This window comes from Acinetobacter sp. GRABPA_MV_2, assembly GCF_056725885.1.
This window is the reverse complement of the sequence record NZ_JBWZNA010000023.1, coordinates 1-19,289: the sequence shown is the minus strand read 5'-3', so window position 1 is coordinate 19,289 and position 19,289 is coordinate 1. Positions and strand designations below refer to the sequence as shown.

15 protein-coding genes and 1 pseudogene are annotated in these 19,289 nt (G+C 40.6%); 10 read left to right on the top strand and 6 right to left on the bottom strand.

What is annotated here, in order from left to right:
- Positions 1-74: 74 nt before the first annotated feature.
- On the bottom strand, positions 75-2,546 hold the full coding sequence (locus ACXM0J_RS16325) for a heavy metal translocating P-type ATPase (protein ID WP_086266307.1): 2,472 nt from the start codon (positions 2,544-2,546) through the stop codon (positions 75-77).
- 166 nt (positions 2,547-2,712) lie between these two features.
- Here ACXM0J_RS16325 and ACXM0J_RS16320 point away from each other — a divergent pair, with 166 nt between their 5' ends.
- On the top strand, positions 2,713-2,913 hold the full coding sequence (locus ACXM0J_RS16320) for a heavy-metal-associated domain-containing protein (RefSeq protein ID WP_086223908.1): 201 nt from the start codon (positions 2,713-2,715) through the stop codon (positions 2,911-2,913).
- Positions 2,914-2,962: 49 nt separating this feature from the next.
- Here ACXM0J_RS16320 and ACXM0J_RS16315 read toward each other — a convergent pair whose 3' ends face one another.
- Positions 2,963-3,922 carry a LysR family transcriptional regulator gene (locus ACXM0J_RS16315; protein ID WP_039757490.1) on the bottom strand — a complete coding sequence of 320 codons (960 nt, stop codon included), beginning with the start codon at positions 3,920-3,922 and terminating at the stop codon, positions 2,963-2,965.
- A 44-nt stretch (positions 3,923-3,966) separates the two neighbouring features.
- Positions 3,967-4,095, bottom strand: a complete 129-nt coding sequence (locus ACXM0J_RS16310; RefSeq protein WP_002011251.1) for a hypothetical protein — start codon at positions 4,093-4,095, stop codon at positions 3,967-3,969.
- Between the two features lie 106 nt (positions 4,096-4,201).
- On the opposite strand from ACXM0J_RS16310, the gene benA reads away from it, so the two are divergent.
- The 7 genes and pseudogenes from benA to ACXM0J_RS16275 all read left to right on the top strand — a co-directional run bounded on the left by benA (position 4,202) and on the right by ACXM0J_RS16275 (position 12,363).
- Positions 4,202-5,584 carry a benzoate 1,2-dioxygenase large subunit gene (gene benA, locus ACXM0J_RS16305; RefSeq protein ID WP_086266306.1) on the top strand — a complete coding sequence of 461 codons (1,383 nt, stop codon included), beginning with the start codon at positions 4,202-4,204 and terminating at the stop codon, positions 5,582-5,584.
- Positions 5,581-6,100 (top strand): annotated as a pseudogene (benB, locus tag ACXM0J_RS16300) (benzoate 1,2-dioxygenase small subunit). Before benA ends, benB begins: the two are co-directional and overlap by 4 nt.
- A gap of 52 nt (positions 6,101-6,152) precedes the next feature.
- Positions 6,153-7,169, top strand: a complete 1,017-nt coding sequence (gene benC / locus ACXM0J_RS16295) for a benzoate 1,2-dioxygenase electron transfer component BenC (RefSeq protein ID WP_086266305.1) — start codon at positions 6,153-6,155, stop codon at positions 7,167-7,169.
- A gap of 21 nt (positions 7,170-7,190) precedes the next feature.
- Positions 7,191-7,976 (top strand): 1,6-dihydroxycyclohexa-2,4-diene-1-carboxylate dehydrogenase, encoded by a 786-nt coding sequence (locus ACXM0J_RS16290; protein ID WP_086266304.1) that lies wholly within the window; start codon positions 7,191-7,193, stop codon positions 7,974-7,976.
- 57 nt (positions 7,977-8,033) lie between these two features.
- A complete protein-coding gene (benE, locus tag ACXM0J_RS16285; RefSeq protein ID WP_086266303.1) occupies positions 8,034-9,227 on the top strand; it encodes a benzoate/H(+) symporter BenE in 1,194 nt (397 codons plus the stop codon).
- A 477-nt stretch (positions 9,228-9,704) separates the two neighbouring features.
- Positions 9,705-11,063, top strand: coding sequence for an aromatic acid/H+ symport family MFS transporter (locus tag ACXM0J_RS16280; protein WP_086266302.1), 1,359 nt, complete (start codon positions 9,705-9,707; stop codon positions 11,061-11,063).
- Between the two features lie 43 nt (positions 11,064-11,106).
- Positions 11,107-12,363, top strand: a complete 1,257-nt coding sequence (locus ACXM0J_RS16275; protein WP_086266301.1) for an OprD family outer membrane porin — start codon at positions 11,107-11,109, stop codon at positions 12,361-12,363.
- A 100-nt stretch (positions 12,364-12,463) separates the two neighbouring features.
- Here the strand turns inward: ACXM0J_RS16275 and ACXM0J_RS16270 are convergent, their stop codons facing one another.
- Positions 12,464-13,570 (bottom strand): beta-ketoacyl-ACP synthase III, encoded by a 1,107-nt coding sequence (locus ACXM0J_RS16270; protein ID WP_031947810.1) that lies wholly within the window; start codon positions 13,568-13,570, stop codon positions 12,464-12,466.
- Between the two features lie 95 nt (positions 13,571-13,665).
- Complete coding sequence (gene hrpA, locus ACXM0J_RS16265; RefSeq protein WP_086266300.1) at positions 13,666-17,523, bottom strand: ATP-dependent RNA helicase HrpA; 3,858 nt, start codon at positions 17,521-17,523, stop codon at positions 13,666-13,668.
- 352 nt (positions 17,524-17,875) lie between these two features.
- On the opposite strand from hrpA, the gene ahpC reads away from it, so the two are divergent.
- A complete protein-coding gene (gene ahpC / locus ACXM0J_RS16260) occupies positions 17,876-18,439 on the top strand; it encodes an alkyl hydroperoxide reductase subunit C (RefSeq protein ID WP_003652649.1) in 564 nt (187 codons plus the stop codon).
- 194 nt (positions 18,440-18,633) lie between these two features.
- Entirely contained in the window at positions 18,634-18,849 is a 216-nt protein-coding gene (locus tag ACXM0J_RS16255) for a KTSC domain-containing protein (protein ID WP_005070287.1), read from the top strand.
- Positions 18,850-18,912: 63 nt separating this feature from the next.
- Here ACXM0J_RS16255 and ACXM0J_RS16250 read toward each other — a convergent pair.
- The coding region (locus tag ACXM0J_RS16250) for an O-methyltransferase (RefSeq protein ID WP_479750656.1) at positions 18,913-19,289 on the bottom strand (377 nt) is incomplete at its 5' end.

Sequence of the window (19,289 nt, the reverse complement as noted above, 5' to 3'; positions counted from 1 at the left end):
TCACACCTCAAATACTAAATTTGGTTTAAGACCTGCTGTCATGATCTTAAACCAAAAGTTGATTTGCAGCACGCTTACTCTACTGGCGCATGAAAACGTTTTAAGCGTAATGCATTGCCTAAAACAAAGACAGAAGAAAGTGCCATCGCGCCTGCTGCAAACATCGGTGAAAGTAACACACCAAATGCTGGATAAAGTGCACCTGCTGCAATTGGAATTAGAGCAACGTTATACACAAATGCCCAGAACAGGTTTTGACGTATGTTTCGCATGGTTGCTTTACTTAATGCAATTGCGTTCGGTACGCCTTTTAAACTACCTGACATCAATACAACATCGGCAGCTTCAATGGCAACATCTGTTCCTGTACCAATGGCTAAGCCAACATCTGCTTGCGCCAAGGCTGGTGCATCATTAATACCATCGCCTACGAAAGCCAAACGACCATATTGTTTTTGTAGTTGGCGAACTGTATCAACTTTGCCTTCGGTTAAAACCTCTGCCACAACTTCATCAATATTCAGCTTTTTAGCAATCGCTTGCGCCGTATGACGGTTGTCTCCTGTAATCATGGCAACCTTGAGACCTAATTGATGCAAGGCCTCAATCGCAGCATAGGTTGTTTCTTTAATTGGGTCTGTCACGGCAATAATTGCAGCAAGCTTTTGATCGATGGCGACATACAGCGGTGTTTTGCCTTCTTCACCTAATTGAGCAGCAATCGCTTGGAATGAGTTGGTGTCTAAACCAAGTTGATGCATATAACGATCTGCGCCAATTTGTACTTTTTGACCTGATACTTCAGCCTCAATACCTGAACCGGTAATCGAGTTAAATGCTGTTACGGGTAATAAGTTTAAGCCTTCGCTTTCTGCTGCTTGAACAATCGCGAGGGCAATTGGGTGTTCAGACTTGGCTTCGACTGAAGCAACTAAAGTTAGCACTTGTTCACGTTCAAAACCTGATTGCACATTAAAGTCTGTCAGTGTCGGTTTACCCTCGGTCAGTGTGCCCGTTTTATCAACGGCAACGACCTTCGCTTCTTGCAAAAGCTGCAAAGCTTCACCTTTACGGAACAAGACACCTAACTCAGCACCACGTCCAGTACCGACCATAATAGAAGTTGGCGTTGCAAGCCCCATCGCACAAGGACAAGCAATAATTAGTACCGCAACAGCATTCACTAAACCAAAAGTCAGCGCAGGCTCTGGCCCAAAAATAAACCAAACCAAGAAAGTAATTGCAGCAATTAACATCACTACAGGTACAAACCACATGGTGACTTTATCGACTAAACCCTGAATCGGAAGTTTAGAACCTTGAGCTTGTTCAACCATGCGAATAATTTGTGAAAGTACAGATGAGCTACCCACTGCGGTTGCCCGAATGTTTAGAGTACCGTTCTGGTTGACTGTACCACCGACCACCTGATGCCCTACTATTTTTTCAACAGGAACAGGTTCACCCGTAATCATAGATTCATCAATGTAGCTATGCCCTTCAATCACTTCACCATCGACAGGTACACGTTCACCCGGACGAATTTCTACAATAGTTCCACTAACCACGTCGGCAACAGCAACTTCCACCACTTGACCGTCACGCTGAATACGAGCAGTTTTTGGCTGCATTCCAACTAAATGTTGAATCGCTTGTGAAGTACGTCCTTTAGCTTTGGCTTCAAAATATCGCCCAAGTAAAATTAAACTAACAATTACAGCCGCTGCTTCAAAGTAAACATTGACCGTACCTTGTGGTAACACATGCGGCATAAAGGTTGCTACGACTGAGAAACTGTAGGCTGCCAAAGTTCCAACAGCCACCAGCGAGTTCATATCTGGTGCCAAACGCCATAAGGCCGGAATTCCTTTTTGATAAAAACGGCGACCAGGAAAAATGAGGACTAATGTGGTCAAAGCAAACTGTAAAAGCCAGCTATTGTATTGACCAATGGTGTGCATGACCCACATGTGAAAAGCTGGAATGAGATGTGAACCCATTTCCAAAATAAACACAGGTAAGGCCAACACAATCGAAATGATCAAATCTTTTTTAAGCTGATCTAACTCTGACGCTTTTTTGTCGAGCTGCTCATCTTGATTTTTTTCAGATGCTTTCGCGTCGTAACCTGCTTTTTTAACAGCACGAATTAAGTCTTCAACATTGACTGAGGAATCTGCCTGCACCCAAGCCTGCTCTGTTGCTAAGTTGACAGTCGCTTCTTGAACACCGTCTACTTTTTTAAGGGCTTTTTCTACACGTGCAACACAAGATGCACAAGTCATGCCCTCAATGGACAACTCTATTGGTGCGGCTTTTGGAACATCATATCCTGCTCGTTCAACTGCTTTAACCAGTGCTTCGCGCTGAATCGGTTGATTTGAATAAACAACCGCTTTTTCTGTTGCCAAATTAACGTTGGCAATTTCTACATTTTCAACTTTCTTAAGTGCTTTTTCGACACGACCTACACATGAGGCACAAGTCATGCCTTCAATTGGAAGTGTTTCACTATATGCTGGCAATTTTGTGTTTTTTGAGTCCATCAAACACCTCTGCAAATCTGCAAAATTTAATATTCTGTAGTGAGCATACAGATTCCCATCATGGGAAGGTCAAGCATATTTTTTTAAAAAATTGGTCTTGACCTTACAATCATGACAAGGTTTAGACTCAGTGTTATCCAAACAAACATCTCATTCTTGATGGAGTATGAACATGAAACTACTTATTGAAAATATGACTTGTGGTGGCTGCGCCCGTGGAGTGACTGCGACGATTCAAGATATCGACCCAAATGCAAAAGTAGATGTAGATTTAGCAACCAAAATCGTGACTGTTGAAAGCAGTGAAAGCATCGATAAAATTACCGAAGCACTTGAAGAAGATGGTTTCCCAGCGAAAGTGCAATAAGATATAAAACTGCATAGCTTCATCCTTTGAGGCTATGCACTTCCATTATTTAAAAATCGACACCATTTGAATCATCTATCGGGTTCTGATCTAGTGTAAAAACCGTCCGTTGATAAGGTATCCCTTCTAAGTCATAAACCTGATAAATACAATCAAACAGTGACTGTAAATCTTCACTTCGGTCCATTGCCCGTGCAGTAATAAAAATTGGGCTGACCGCGCCGTTATCTAAAATTGGAATATAGTTTAGGTGTGGAAATCGAATGGTATCGGCACTTGCTGGAATAATGCAAATCCCTTCTCCCGCTGCCACTAAGCCCAAAGCCAACTGAATCTCTCGTATTTCATGCATATTTTTTGGAACCAAACTATGTTCGGCAAAAATATTCAAAAGCTGGGTCGAAAAATTGGGTTTCGGTGAAGTGGGATACATAAACATCTTTTCATCAATGAGATCGGCCAGATATACCCCTTCCGTGCGCTGTGCAATTGGATGGCTGGTATGTGCTGCCACTACCAAACGCTCTTTACGTAAAAGAATTCGTCTCACAGCAGGATCACTAATTCTTAAACGTCCAAATCCAACATCAATACGTCCTTCTTTTAATGCCTGTAGCTGTTCGGTTGTGCTTAATTCCATGAGCTGAATATTCAGATGGGGTTGCTGTTGGCGAAATAAATAAATAATTCGAGGCAGCAAACCATAGAGTAAAGACCCAACAAAACCAATGGTCATACTTCTTTCGATGAGACCAATACGCTTGGTCATACTTTTTATTTCTTCAGCATTCGACAAAAGTTTAACGGCGTGCTGATAAAAGAAATGCCCTGCTTGTGTGGTTTGTAAAGGGCGGCTTCCACGCTCAAACAGTTGAATGCCAAGCTCGCTTTCCAGATTTTGAATCTGTCTACTCAAAGGTGGTTGAGCAATAAATAGTTTTTCGGCAGCCTTTGTAAAGCTCTGCTCTTCAACAACCGCAACAAAATACCGTAAATGTCTTAGTTCCATAAGGTTTCCATACCTTTAAGATATAAAAAAATGCAAATTCAGTCTTAGACACAGTTTAACCATTCTTTTAAGGTATATACAAGCAACAAACCGATGAAGTGATGAATTGCTTTATGAACAAGCCTTTTGCCAATCTTCCAGTTATTCATCTTCATCAATTCACGGTTAAACACTCAGCGCACTCATGCGCTTCATTGAAAATATTAGGATATCAAGACCTTGTAGATCGTAGCTAAGGCCTTGGTGACTTCCACACTTTTGGAAAGTCGGAGAACGGACATGCCACGTATTCCTGTAATCAATACTAGCCATCTTGACCGTATTGATGAATTACTTGTCGATAACATCGATACAGGTGAATTTAAACTTCATCGCTCAGTGTTTACTGACGAAGCTCTTTTTGACCTCGAAATGAAATATATCTTCGAAGGCAATTGGGTTTACTTAGCACACGAAAGCCAAATTCCAAACAATAATGACTACTACACTACTCATATTGGTCGTCAGCCTGTCATTATTGCACGTAACCGTAACGGCGAACTCAATGCCATGATCAATGCGTGTTCACACCGCGGAGCACAACTTTGCCGTTACAAACGTGGTAATAAAGCAACGTATACTTGCCCTTTCCACGGCTGGACCTTTAATAACTCAGGTAAATTGCTTAAGGTTAAAGATCCAAGTGAAGCAGGCTATTCTGACTGCTTTAACCAAGAAGGCTCACATGACCTTAAAAAAGTGGCTCGTTTTGAGAGCTACAAAGGTTTCTTATTTGGTAGCTTAAATCCCGATGTTCCTTCACTTGAAGAGTTCTTGGGTGAAACCACCAAAATCATCGACATGATTGTTGACCAGTCTGAACATGGTTTGGAAGTTTTACGTGGTTCATCTACGTATACTTATGAAGGCAATTGGAAACTCACTGCTGAAAATGGTGCCGACGGTTACCACGTTTCTGCTGTTCACTGGAACTACGCAGCAACGACCCAACACCGTAAAGAAACTCAAGCTGCCGATAACATCCGTGCGATGAGTGCAGGTTCTTGGGGTAAACAAGGCGGTGGCTCGTATGGCTTTGAAAATGGCCACATGTTGCTTTGGACACAATGGGCAAACCCAGAAGACCGTCCAAACTTCCCGAAAGCAGACGAATACACCGAAAAATACGGCGAAGCCATGTCGAAATGGATGATTGAGCGTTCACGTAATCTTTGTCTCTATCCAAATGTTTATTTGATGGATCAGTTTGGTTCGCAAATTCGTGTACTTCGCCCACTTTCGGTTAATAGAACCGAGGTCACCATTTATTGTATCGCGCCTAAAGGCGAAGCGCCTGAAGCTCGTGCACGTCGTATACGTCAATATGAAGATTTCTTCAATGCTTCAGGTATGGCAACACCAGACGATTTAGAAGAATTCCGTGCTTGTCAGGCAGGCTACGCAGGTATTGCTCTTGAATGGAATGACATGTGTCGTGGTTCAAAACATTGGATTTATGGACCAGACGATGCAGCGAACGAAATCGGTTTAAAACCCATGTTAAGCGGGATTAAAACTGAGGATGAAGGCCTGTATCTGGCCCAACATCAATATTGGTTACAAACCATGAAACACGCGATTGCATCAGAGAAAGAAATTGCTGATCAGGGAGAAACAGCATGAGTGCTCAAGACAAAGCAACTTTAGAAAATATTGCTCAGTTTCTCTATCGTGAAGCTCGCTTTTTAGATGATGAACAATGGGATGACTGGCTTGAATGCTATGCACCAGAAGCTTCATTCTGGATGCCAGCTTGGGATGATGACGATAGATTAACTGAAGATCCTCAATCTGAAATTTCACTTATTTATTATCCAGACCGTCAAGGTTTAGAAGATCGCGTGTTCCGCATTAAAACCGAGCGCTCATCTGCAACCATGCCGGACACACGCACAAGCCACAATATTGCCAACGTTGAAGTTCTCGATCGCGACGGCGACAAAGTTACTGTGCGCTTTAACTGGAATACCTTGAGTTTCCGTTACAAGACAAATTACAGCTATTTCGGTATGTCACGTTATGTGATCGATTTTTCAGGTGATCAACCAAAAATCTTGAGCAAGTATGTCGTTTTGAAAAATGACTACATCAATCAAGTCATTGATATTTACCACCTTTAAGACATACCCCCTCAGTTAAACGGACTGTTGGCTGAGGGTAAAAGATTCAAATATTTTGTAGGATACATGCCATGTCAAACCACAATGTTGCACTTCAATTTGAAGATGGTGTTACACGTTTCATTAACGTAGCTCAAGGTGAAACCCTATCTGACGCAGCCTATCGCCAAAAAATTAATATTCCTTTGGATTGCCGTGATGGTGCATGTGGAACTTGCCGCGCATTTTGCGAATCCGGTAGTTATGACATGCCAGAAGAAACCTATATTGAAGATGCATTAACCCCTGAAGAAGCTGAGCAAGGCTATATTCTTGCTTGCCAATGTCGCCCAACTTCCGATGCGGTATTCCAAATTCAAGCCTCATCAGATGTCTGTAAAACAGAAATTCATAGCTTCCAAGGTACCTTAGCCCGCGTTGAAAACTTATCAGACTCAACCATCACTTTTGACATTCAACTTGATGAAGGTCAACCAGATATTCATTTCCTTGCAGGTCAATACGTCAACGTTGCGATTCCAGAAACTGGCGAAACCCGTTCATATTCATTTAGCTCAAAACCAGGCAACCGTTTAACGGGTTTTGTAGTCCGTAATGTACCGAACGGCAAAATGAGTGAATTCTTAAACAAGAATGCCAAAGCCGGCGACAAAATGACATTTACAGGTCCATTCGGTAGCTTCTACTTACGTAATGTAGCGCGTCCAGTGCTAATGCTTGCAGGCGGTACTGGTATTGCCCCATTTATGTCGATGTTACAAGTGCTTGAAGAAAAAGGTTCAGAACAGCCTGTTCGTTTAGTCTTTGGTGTCACCAATGATTTTGATTTGGTGGCTCTAGAAAAACTCAATGAATTGCAGGCGAAATTCCCATGGTTTGAATATCGAACTGTAGTTGCAAGCCCTGAGAGTAACCATGAACGCAAAGGCTATGTCACTGGTCATATTGAAAGTGAATGGTTAAACGGTGGCGACGTCGATGTTTATCTATGTGGTCCAGTTCTAATGGTAGAGGCTGTACGTGGCTGGTTAGAAACTGAAAATATCAAACCTGCTAATTTCTTGTTTGAAAAATTCTCTGCAAACTAACTTAAGGTGGAGAAGTTATCTATGTCAAACCGTCAAAGATTTACCGATAAAGTGGTGATTGTCACAGGTAGTGCCCAAGGTATTGGCCGTGGCGTAGCACTACAAGTTGCAGCTGAAGGCGGCCAAGTCATCATGGCTGACCGCTCTGAATATGTTGAAGAAGTTCTCAAAGAAATTCAGAGCGCAGGCGGTGATGCTGTCACGATTAATGCCGACCTTGAAACCTATGCAGGCGCGCAAGCGGTAGTTGCAAAAGCCATCGAACACTATGGTCAGGTAGATATCCTGATTAATAATGTGGGTGGCGCGATCTGGATGAAACCTTTTGAAGAGTTTTCCGAAGAAGAGATCATTAAGGAAGTGAATCGCTCGTTGTTTCCAACGTTATGGTGTTGTCGTGCCGTTTTACCCGCCATGATTAAGCAACAATCGGGTGTTATTGTAAATGTCTCTTCAATTGCAACCCGTGGTATTAATCGTATTCCCTACTCGGCATCTAAAGGTGGGGTAAATGCTCTAACGGCATCGCTTGCTTTTGAACATGCCAAAGACGGAATTCGAGTCAATGCTGTTGCGACCGGTGGAACTGAAGCACCACCTCGCAAAGTACCACGCAATGCCAACCCGTTAAGTCAAAATGAAAAAGACTGGATGCAGCAAGTGGTTGATCAAACAATAGATCGAACATTTATGGCCCGTTATGGCACAATTCAAGAACAAGTCAATGCAATTTTATTTCTTGCATCAGACGAAGCATCATATATGACTGGCTCGGTTATTTCAGTCGGAGGTGGAGATCAGGGTTAACCCTGATCTTTTTGCATGATTGGGTAAATAACATGATTTGCATGGAGGCAATCACACATGGCAACCCTGTTAAAGACATTAAAAAATGACTGGTCCATATCAGCAACAGTTGCTGGCTTTCTTGCGGTTTTAATTTCTTACTCAGGCCCACTGATTATTTTTTTCCAAGCTGCTCAGCGTGCCCATGTCTCAACCGATATGATGGTGTCATGGATTTGGGGAATTTCAATTGGTGCCGCCGTTTCAGGTATTTATCTTTCGATTAAATATAAAACGCCTATCATAACCGCATGGTCAGCACCAGGCACTGCCCTGTTAGTTACTCTATTTCCAAATGTCTCATTGAATGAAGCAGTAGCCGCCTATATTACTTCTGCCATTGTTATATTCTTAATTGGCGTTACAGGTTACTTCGACAAATTACTGAAGTGGATTCCGCAAGATGTCGCTGCGGGCATGATGGCTGGTATTCTTTTTCAATTTGGTATTGGTCTATTTACCGCATCCGATAGCATGCCTTTTATTGTCTTTAGCATGCTTATTGTCTTTCTAATTGCCAAACGTTTAATGCCGCGCTATACCATGATTTGGGTGTTAGCTGCCGGAGTTTTATTAAGCCTCATTTTAGGCAAAATGAATCCGGTTGATGTGAGTTTTAATTTAGCGATCCCGCAGTGGATTAGCCCAGAATGGACTTGGAGCTCAACACTTAACCTCGCCGTTCCTCTCATTTTAGTCAGCCTAACCGGCCAGTTTTTACCGGGTATGGCGATTATGAAACTCAGCGGTTACGACACCCCGGCCAAACCCATTATTACTGTCACCAGTATTGCTTCTTTAGCCGTTGCCTGTGTCGGCGGTATTACCATTGTGCTTGCCTCAATTACCGCAGCTTTATGCATGGGCAAAGATGCACATGAATTGAAAGAAAAACGATATATCGCAGGAATCGCCAACGGAATTTTTTATATTTTAGGTGGCTTATTTGCTGGCAGTATTGTCATGCTATTTAGCTTACTTCCTAAAGAGTTGGTTGCAGCATTGGCAGGTTTAGCTTTGCTTGGAGCGATTGCCACCAATATTTCTGTTGCCATGAAAAATGACAGTCAACGTGATGCTGCACTTATTACTTTTTTAGCCACAGCATCAGGCATGCATTTCCTTGGATTAAGCTCAGTCTTTTGGGGTATTTGTATTGGTGTAATCGCCCATTTCATTCTCACCCCACGTTCAACTTCAGCCACAAATTAAGTTTTTTATCTAAGCGCCCGCCACTAAAATAAAGCCTCAATCGCCAAATCAGGATGCAAATAATTTGCTAATTCTGATTTGGCGATTTTTATTGAATATAGATTAAATTTCATTTTTAAGATCAATTTCTAAAATAATTAAATAATAGACTTTAGTATTTTGTTTTTATATTTTTACTTCAATTCATAATATAAAATTAGCTATATTTTTAGCTGTGATTATCATCAATAAAATCTATAAAAAAACATCTATAAAATCCTTAAAATTCTCATCATACAATATTTAACCCCTTTTAAAGACACAACAAAACCAACTAAATCAACAAAAATAAATACATATTTTTCAAATAATTAAACCAATAAAAGCACAATACCTTAAAGACATAAAGATATATCAATTAGGTTTTTGACTCTAATCCAATAACAAAATAGTTTATTAAAAAATAACGCGATGCTTCACAAATTGGAGGTGAAGAAAATGGATACGAGCAAGGTTAATATTAATGAGTTAATTGATAAAGCCAGTTTTACATCTTTTCATTGGAAAGTTTTAATCTGGTGCTTACTTATTATTATTTTTGATGGATATGATTTAGTTATTTATGGGGTTGCTCTTCCTCTGTTAATGCAGCAATGGTCATTAACTGCGGTAGAAGCTGGTTTACTCGCTAGTGCTGCTCTATTCGGTATGATGTTTGGTGCCATGATTTTCGGCACACTTTCAGACAAACTGGGACGTAAAAAAACCATCCTGATTTGTGTCACCTTATTTAGTGGATTTACCTTTATGGGTGCCTTTGCCAAAGGACCAACTGAGTTTGCTATTTTACGCTTTATTGCAGGCCTTGGGATTGGTGGCGTTATGCCAAACGTTGTCGCGCTTATGACCGAATACGCACCCAAAAAAATCCGCAGTACATTAGTCGCAATTATGTTTAGTGGCTATGCAATTGGCGGCATGACATCTGCTCTACTCGGTGCATGGCTCGTGAAAGACATGGGCTGGCAAATCATGTTTTTAATTGCAGGTATTCCCCTATTATTGCTCCCACTCATTTGGAAATTTTTACCTGAATCTCTCACCTTTTTAGTGAAATCAAACCATAGCGAGCAGGCAAAAAGTATTGTTTGTAAAATTGCGCCAGAAACGCAGGTAAACGCCAATACACAACTGGTGTTAAACGAAAGCACAACCACAGATGCACCTGTCCGTGCGCTTTTCCAACAAGGCCGTACCTTCAGCACATTTATGTTCTGGATTGCTTTCTTTATGTGCTTACTCATGGTGTATGCATTAGGAAGCTGGTTACCTAAACTTATGCTTCAAGCTGGTTATTCGTTAGGTGCAAGCATGTTATTCCTGTTTGCACTCAATATTGGCGGCATGGTCGGTGCAATTGGCGGCGGTGCTTTAGCGGACAGATTCCATTTAAAACCTGTTATTACAATCATGTTTATTGTGGGATCAGCAGCTTTAATTCTGCTTGGTATTAATAGCCCACAATTTATTTTATATAGCCTGATTGCCATTGCTGGTGCTGCCACAATTGGCTCACAAATCTTACTCTACACGTTTGTTGCGCAGTTCTATCCAACCGCACTTCGTTCAACTGGCATGGGCTGGGCATCTGGCATTGGTCGTATCGGTGCGATTATTGGACCAGTTTTAACAGGAGCCCTTCTCACACTTGAGCTTCCTCACCAAATGAATTTCTTAGCGATTGCAATTCCGGGTGTGATTGCTGCACTTGCAATATTTATGGTCAATCTAAAAGCCTCTGTTGCTGCACAAACGCCATCAACTTTTAACCCTCAAAACACGCTTACCCAGCAGTAAATATAAATGCGCCGAGGACTGGCGCATCTTTTGGAAATGGATTATGGAATTATTACACCGCTTTAAGCCATGTGCTTTAACTTTCGCGACCTTAGTGTTGATGTATGGCAATTCATTCGCTGCGAATCCAAATCAGCAAACTGAAGATGAATGGAAATTCACTTTAAAAAACGCCTATATCAACCGTAATTTTGATAATGATGCCCTCAAAGATACGGGCAGTTGGTCTCAGGCAGCGTCATTATTTTATAAGTCGAAAATGCATGACACCCCTCTGCAAATTGCAGACAAGCCTATTACGATTGGTGCAGATGCTTCTGTACAATACGCCGTGCGCTTGAGTTCAGACAAACATGTTGCGGACACGGTTTTGCCTTTTAATAAAGAAACTCAATCACAAGCATCTGACTTCTTAAAATACGGCGCTACTTTAAAGCTAGGGTATGACAAAACCCTTTTAAGCGTCGGTGAACTCTGGTTAGAATTACCAGTAACGGCTGTGGATGCCAGCCGACAACTACTTGCCTCTTATTGGGGAACCAATCTTAAGTCGCAACTTTCAGATCAGCTTTATGCAGAAATTGGTCGGGTTGAAAAAGTCTCTCCACGAAATGAAGAAGACTTTAAAAAGTTTTCGTTCACGGCAAATGGAATCACTAAAGAATCTGATGGTTTAAATTACCTAGATCTGCGCTATCAATTCACCCCCTCACTCAAGGGCGAATACTACTTTGGTAATTTAGAAGATCTGTATAACAAGCATTATGTTGGGCTTGAACATACTTGGAAACAACCTAATTTTGCTCTTACGTCTAAGTTTAAATACTTCAATGCAAAAGATGATGGCAATACTTTTGATATTGATGCGCAAAACATTGGGGTGTTAGAAACGCTCAAAGTAAAAAACCATACCTTTGGTTTGGGTTATCAACAGATTATCGGTGAGTCGGCTTACCCTCTACCGGATGGTTTTTTACCAGAGACCTATTTCATTAACTGGAACGCAACAGGGTTCTTTAAAGAAGATGAAAAGTCTTATCATGTCATGTATGGCTACGACTTTAAAGATTATGTTCCAGGCCTAAATGCGATGGTGAAATATGTTTACGGCCATGACTTTAAAGCAGCCAATGGCGAAAAGAATCATGAAACCGAGTCGAATGTGATTTTAAATTATGCGTTTCAGCAGCCATTCTTAAAAGGCGTCGCTCTGCAATATATTCGAATTGATTACAACGTTAAACATGGCAATGACTTTGGTGAAGATCGCCTGTTTGTAAACTACACCAAAAAGTTTTAATCATTTTTGATTTAATTGAAGCGGGCTGATTTTAGTCCGCTTTATTATTTTCGACCCATAAAAAAACGCTCTTACGAGCGTTTTTAATTAATCTAGTAACTTAAGCAACGTGCTTTTGAACAACAATCGAACCTACTGAATAACCAGCACCGAAAGATGAAATCACGCCATATTCGCCATCATCCACTTCGTGGCCTGTACGGTGTAAAGCAATAATCACACCTGCTGAAGAGGTATTCGCAAACTCATCTAGAATAATTGGTGCACGGCTTAAATCTGCCTCTTTACCAGCCACATATTTCAAGATTAGTTCATTCATATTGGCATTGGCTTGGTGTAACCAGAAACGCTTAATATCGTTTGCAGTTAACTGCATTTTTTCTAACTGTGCATTAATGATTTTTGCCACCAATGGACAAACATCTTTAAATACCTTACGGCCATCTTGACGGAATAACTTGTCATCAACGACCGCATCTTCGCTACGGTTTAAGAAACCAAAGTTATTGCGAATGTTGTTTGAAAATTGAGTAAATAAATGAATATCTAAAATTTCAAAACCAGTCTTAGTAGTGGTTTCTTCAATAATAGAAGCCGTTGCAACATCACCAAAAATGAAGTGGCAATCACGGTTACGGTAATCTAGATGACCCGATGTAATCTCGACATTTACCAATAAAACACGACGAGCACCCGAGCGAATTGCATCTGCCGCTTGTTTCAAACCAAAAGTAGCAGCTGAACATGCAACGTTCATGTCGTAGGCATAACCTTGAATGCCAAGTGCCGATTGAATTTCAATCGCTACAGCTGGATAAGCACGCTGCATGTTTGAACATGCCAAAATCACAACATCGATATCTTCAGCAGTTACGCCTGCATTTTCCATTGCTTGTTTAGCAGCAATCACACCCCACTCTGCTTGAAGTGAAAGTTCATCATTTGAACGTTCAGACAAACGAGGACGTAAACGTGTTGGATCAAGGATACCTGATTTCTCAATCACGTAACGGCGCTTAATACCAGACGCTTTTTCAATAAATTCAGCACTAGAACCACGTAACTCTTCTAGCTCACCTGCTGCAATTTTCTCTGCATTCTCTTGGTTATATTGTTCCACATAAGCATTTAAACTGTCGGCCAGTTCTTCATTAGAAATGATTTCTGTTGGGTGAAATAACCCAGTACCTGTGATACGAATGCCCATGTAAAACTCCTAAAAAAATGAATAGGGTCTGTTAATCTTTCATTTATAAATTGCGTTGTAGGCTAAACAACAGCATAAACAGACCCCGATCTATCTTAACTGATTCCCAAACGATCCCATAACTTTTGCAGTCGAGTTGGCGAAATAGGCATCTTGGTTTTCATCGGTTGAGAAAATAAAGAAATGCGAAATTCTTCCAACATCAAATACAATTCTTTGATTTTTGGATCGTTTTTGAATTTAAACACCTTGTCCATCCATGGATCGACATCGTCAATTGCAGCATGATCTCGCTGTAGATTATTTGGCAATCGATCTAAACGCAATAGCAGTGCTTTTAAATAACGCGGGTATTCCTGCCAAAGATCGACTGGTTGACAGTAAACAAAATTGCCAAGTGACATGAGATCTAACTGGTCTTCAATATCATCAATACTGCGTCCAAACACGTCTGGATCAAGTACTAAAATCTGACGACGGATTTGCTGCCACTGAATATAAATATCACTTAATTGCTCAAGTGCTTGCTGACCATAACTCAAAAATTGCTTTTTGACCTGATCTAGCAGCTTATTAAATTCATCTGCATTAATTGGCAAAGTCGTAATTGCCATCTGCAACGTTGCATAGACCAACATCTGCTCAAGCTTAGCTTTATCGCCCAAAGGTGAATAAGCTAACGCGAGCGGTTTTGAAATCTGCTTTTTCAACTGACGAACTAAATCACCAAGTTGCATATGGACTAGACGAATAATCCCTTCACGATGCTGTTTAATCGCCTCAGCCTGATCGTTAAACGTTTGAATAACAATGCCCGACTCATCTTTAGCTTCGAGGTCAGCAAAAGCCTTGGTCGGAACTAAAGCCTGATATTGCTTTACTACAACGCCCGTGACTTTATGAGAGGCCTCAAAAGTAAAGTTTTCAGGAAAGTTTTTAAACTCACCTTTTTGCTGTTTAACTGGACGATGTGTTTCTACGCGGCAACGTGCTTTTAACTCAGGTAAATCACGACCTTTCGCAATCAGCTTACCTTTTTCATCAATTACTTTAATGAAAGGCACCAAATATGGATCAATACGTTCAAACGAGAAATCTTTTTCAGTAATTTGCTCACCACGCAAGGCAAAAGCTAAATAACTAAAAATATGTTCACGTAAATGTACTGCATCAACCCCTTGCATGAGCTTACGAGCTGTATCAGGAATTGGCACCACATTACGACGCTTGTCTTTAGGTAAAGCTTTGAGTAAAGCCTCAATTAAATCTTGTCGCCAACCTGGAATTCCCCATGACCAGATATTTTCATCAACTTGAGGCAGCGCCTGTACAGGAATTTGAACAGTGGCACCATCTTCGTCATGGCTCGGGTCAAAATGATATGTGGTTGCTAAACGCAGCTGCCCATTGTGTAAATGATCTGGGAATTGCTGCGTAGTTGGCCGATCATTGAGCCAGAGCGCATCATCGTCAATAAATAAATAACGAGGATTATTTGCTTCTACCGTTGCACGCCAGTCTTCAAAACTACGGCGACTCGCGATTTCCTCAGGAATTTTCGACGCATAAAACTGATAAATTGTTTCTTCATCCACCACCAAATCACGGCGTCGCAATTTATCTTCAACTCGCTCTACTTCTTCAAGTTTAAGTAAGTTGTGTTTTAAAAATGGTGGAACTGTACCCAAGTTACCCGTAGTTAATGCATCGCGTAAGAAAATCTCATGAGCAGCAGGTTGGTCAACTTTCTCAAAATTAATTAACCGTTTTGGCTCAATAATTAAACCAAATAAAGAAATTTGCGCATACGCATTGACGATTCCCGCTTTCTTAGACCAATGTGGCTCAAAATAGTGATATTTCAACAAGTCGCGTGCAGCAAGCAAAATCCATTCAGGGTCAATTTTGGCTAAAGTACGTAAGTAAACTTGAGAGGTTTCGACCATCTCAAAAGCCATCACCCAAGAGGTATTGGTTTTATGCAGCGTACTTGCAGGGAAAACTTTGGCCTTTTGCTGACGCACCGCCATAAAGGTATTACGTTCATCAGTTTTATTGGCAATGAAGGATAATAAACCTGTCAGCAATGCACGATGCAAGTTTTCATAATTCGCAGGTTTTTCATTAAAGCTCAGTTTTAAGCCTTCGGCTAACTCAACCAATTGCTGATGTGTCTGTTTCCATTCACGTAAACGCAACCAGCTTAAGAAATGCTGCTTGGCAAATTGACGCCGTTTATTTTCAGACATTCCTGCTTCGCCTTTAGGATTTAAAATCTCCCAAAGTTTTAGATAAAACAGAAAATCTGAATCCGCTTCTTTGAATAATGCATGCTTTTGGTCAGCTTGCATTTGTTTATCTGCCGGACGCTCACGCGGGTCCTGAACAGCTAAAGCACTTACCACAATTAAGATTTCTTTGAGTACGCCAAAATGAGCACCACCCACGATCATACGCGCCAAACGTGGATCAATTGGCATACGTGCCATCATTTGCCCGACTTTAGTCAGCTCATTTTTCTTCTCGTTAAGTGCGCCTAACTCAATCAGCAACTTACGCCCATCATTGACTAGGCGGAAATCTGGCGGCTCAATAAAATCGAAGTTTTCTAACTCACCTAACCCTAAGCTCTGCATTTGCAAAATAACAGATGCTAAGTTGGTTCGTTTAATTTCAGGTTCGGTAAATTCAGGACGACTTAAAAAGTCTTCTTCGCTATATAAACGGATACACACACCCGGAGCAATACGACCACAACGCCCTTTTCGCTGATTGGCCGCAGCCTGAGAAATTGCTTCAATTGGTAAGCGTTGTACACGAGAACGGTAGTTATAACGCGATATACGAGCAAAACCGCTATCAATCACATAGCGAATATTTGGAACCGTAAGTGCAGTTTCGGCCACGTTCGTCGCAATAATAATACGACGACCTTTACCACCCGGACTAAAAATCTTTTGTTGTTCAGAAACAGCTAAACGCGCATACAACGGTAAAATTTCGGTATGTCTAGGCCCATACTTTTGTAAGGTTTCCTGCAACTCACGAATTTCTTGTTCTGTGCTTGAGAAAATTAAAATATCGGCATGTTCTGGATGACCTTTTGCTTCTGCGTCAGCAAAGCATTCTTCTACGGCCTGTACAACTGCACGAGGAAGGTTTTCTTCAAAATCATCAAACTCATCGTCATCACTGCCACCAATATTCATTTCTGAAATTGGGCGATAAAGTACTTCGACAGGATAACTACGCCCTTCTACTTCAAAAATAGGTGCGTCATTAAAGTAATTACTAAAGCGATTTACATCTAAAGTTGCCGAAGTCACAATAACTTTTAGATCTGGACGTTTTGGCAGTAACTGCTTTAAATAGCCCATAATAAAATCGATATTGAGTGAGCGTTCATGTGCTTCATCAATAATGATCGTGTCATATTTAGACAAATAACGGTCATTACCTAACTCGGCAAGCAAAATACCATCGGTCATTAACCTTACGATAGAGTCCTGCGAACCTTGTTCATTAAAACGGATTTTGAAACCAATCGATTCGCCAAGCTTTTCGCCGACTTCTTCTGCAATACGCTGAGAAACACTACGTGCAGCTAAACGACGTGGCTGGGTATGACCAATCATTCCCGTTAAACCACGGCCCGCTAGCATTGCAATCTGAGGAAGCTGGGTGGTTTTACCTGAACCCGTCTCACCTGCCACAATAATCACCTGATGCTTTTGAATCGCATCAATTAAACGGTCTGCATATTGGGAAACAGGTAAATCCTGATTCAGTTTGATTTTAGGGAGACGTTCAAATCGCTGCCTTACTTTGGCATTAGATTGTTCAAATAATTTTTCAATCTCTGCTGTATTGGCTTTTTTATCTTTACACAAACGATTTAAACGGTAACGATCTCTTGCCATCACCCACTGATCAATATTTAAATCATTCTGCACAGACAAATTTTCCTGAAAATACAACAATCCTCTATTTTACGCTCTAATGACCATAAGGTAAAACAGTTGGTTTTTTATATATTTTTAATTTTTTAAAATTTTACCCTTGAATTTTGATTCACTAGACTTCATGTTGTTAGGCAAGTTTCTTTTACGATAACTGTCATTTGATTTACATGTTTTTGCAGTCAAATCGAATACAGTGTGTGGGGACTTAAAAATCGTAAATTTATCACTTATTCGATTTTCCGATTTTAGTCATGTAAAAATACTATTTCCCCAATAAAGAATTTTTATTTATTCTACATCTCGTAAACAAGTTTAAATATAAACCTCAATCATGGAGACAATGATGAGCTTGATTAATACTGAAGTTAAACCATTCCAAGCAACTGCTTACCACAACGGCCAATTTGTTGAAGTTAACGAAACTAACCTTAAAGGTAAATGGTCTGTTGTATTCTTCTATCCAGCTGACTTCACTTTCGTTTGTCCAACTGAACTTGGTGACTTAGCTGACAACTACGCTGAATTCCAAAAACTTGGTGTTGAAATTTATGCTGTATCTACTGATACACACTTCACTCACAAAGCTTGGCACGACACTTCTGAAGAAATCAAAAAAATCCAATACCCATTAGTTGGTGACCCAACTTGGACTCTTTCTAAAAACTTCGACGTTCTTATCGAATCTGAAGGTTTAGCTGACCGTGGTACTTTCGTTATCGATCCAGAAGGTAAAATCCAAATCGTTGAACTAAACGCTGGTGGTATCGGCCGTGACGCATCTGAACTTCTTCGTAAAGTAAAAGCTGCTCAATACGTACACGCTCACCCAGGTGAAGTTTGCCCAGCTAAATGGAAAGAAGGCGAAGCAACTCTTGCTCCATCTATCGACCTAGTTGGTAAAATCTAATCTCTTATTAGATTTTAAAAACTCAAAGAACCATCCTTCATCGGATGGTTCTTTTGTTTTGAATAAGCACATCACATTTTCTACTGATACTTTTACAATTATGCCCTTCCCCATTACATGAAGTTTGAGTAATGTCGAATAAATAACCGATGTTTTTTGAGCTTAAGTAATATGAAATAAAAGGGGAAAAATTTATGGCGAATACTGTGGCAGTCACTTCATGGAAATACAATGCGACTTCACGTCATCTAAAAATATTTTATAGCGATGGTTCGGGCGAACTTTATCATCCTGTACCAGAATTTATTTATGACAACTTATTACGATCAACAGACAAAGCTGCTTTTGTACATAAATATTTAGAATTCGACTTACACTTTACTCGCCTATCTTTAGTGAATGCTTCATAACATAAAGAAATAAGGCCTGCTTTAACAGGCCTTTATGAATGAATAAATCATTTTTTAAATGGCTTACCTTGCCACCACAATACATAAACCAGCACCTACAGGTAAAATACTGCTCATAAAATTTTCATCTTTTTTAATTAAAGCTAAGAATGAGCTGACTTCAGCCGCATGAGAAATAACATTATCAATAATGAGTACGCCACCTTTTGGCTTCATTAAACGTTTTAAATCTGGCCAATAATTCTCGTAAGCAGGTCGCTCAGCATCTAACAAAATAAAATCGAAAGTTTCCTGAGTTTCTTTTAAGTAATCGGCCGCATCTCCCACCCAAAAATCAACCAATTCATCTAATGCCAGTTCAGTTGCATGGCGTTTTGCTTCATTACTACGCTTGGCATCAATTTCAAGCGTGGTTACTTTTCCATGAGTAGCTTGAGCAG

Excerpts from the sequence above, each read along its gene's own strand:
- ACXM0J_RS16325 (WP_086266307.1), bottom strand. The coding sequence starts at position 2,546 with ATGGACTCAAAAAACACAAAATTGCCAGCATATAGTGAAACACTTCCA.
- ACXM0J_RS16320 (WP_086223908.1), top strand. The coding sequence starts at position 2,713 with ATGAACATGAAACTACTTATTGAAAATATGACTTGTGGTGGCTGCGCC.
- ACXM0J_RS16315 (WP_039757490.1), bottom strand. The coding sequence starts at position 3,922 with ATGGAACTAAGACATTTACGGTATTTTGTTGCGGTTGTTGAAGAGCAG.
- benA (WP_086266306.1), top strand. The coding sequence starts at position 4,202 with ATGCCACGTATTCCTGTAATCAATACTAGCCATCTTGACCGTATTGAT.
- benC (WP_086266305.1), top strand. The coding sequence starts at position 6,153 with ATGTCAAACCACAATGTTGCACTTCAATTTGAAGATGGTGTTACACGT.
- ACXM0J_RS16290 (WP_086266304.1), top strand. The coding sequence starts at position 7,191 with ATGTCAAACCGTCAAAGATTTACCGATAAAGTGGTGATTGTCACAGGT.
- benE (WP_086266303.1), top strand. The coding sequence starts at position 8,034 with ATGGCAACCCTGTTAAAGACATTAAAAAATGACTGGTCCATATCAGCA.
- ACXM0J_RS16280 (WP_086266302.1), top strand. The coding sequence starts at position 9,705 with ATGGATACGAGCAAGGTTAATATTAATGAGTTAATTGATAAAGCCAGT.
- ACXM0J_RS16275 (WP_086266301.1), top strand. The coding sequence starts at position 11,107 with ATGGAATTATTACACCGCTTTAAGCCATGTGCTTTAACTTTCGCGACC.
- ACXM0J_RS16270 (WP_031947810.1), bottom strand. The coding sequence starts at position 13,570 with ATGGGCATTCGTATCACAGGTACTGGGTTATTTCACCCAACAGAAATC.
- ahpC (WP_003652649.1), top strand. The coding sequence starts at position 17,876 with ATGAGCTTGATTAATACTGAAGTTAAACCATTCCAAGCAACTGCTTAC.
- ACXM0J_RS16255 (WP_005070287.1), top strand. The coding sequence starts at position 18,634 with ATGGCGAATACTGTGGCAGTCACTTCATGGAAATACAATGCGACTTCA.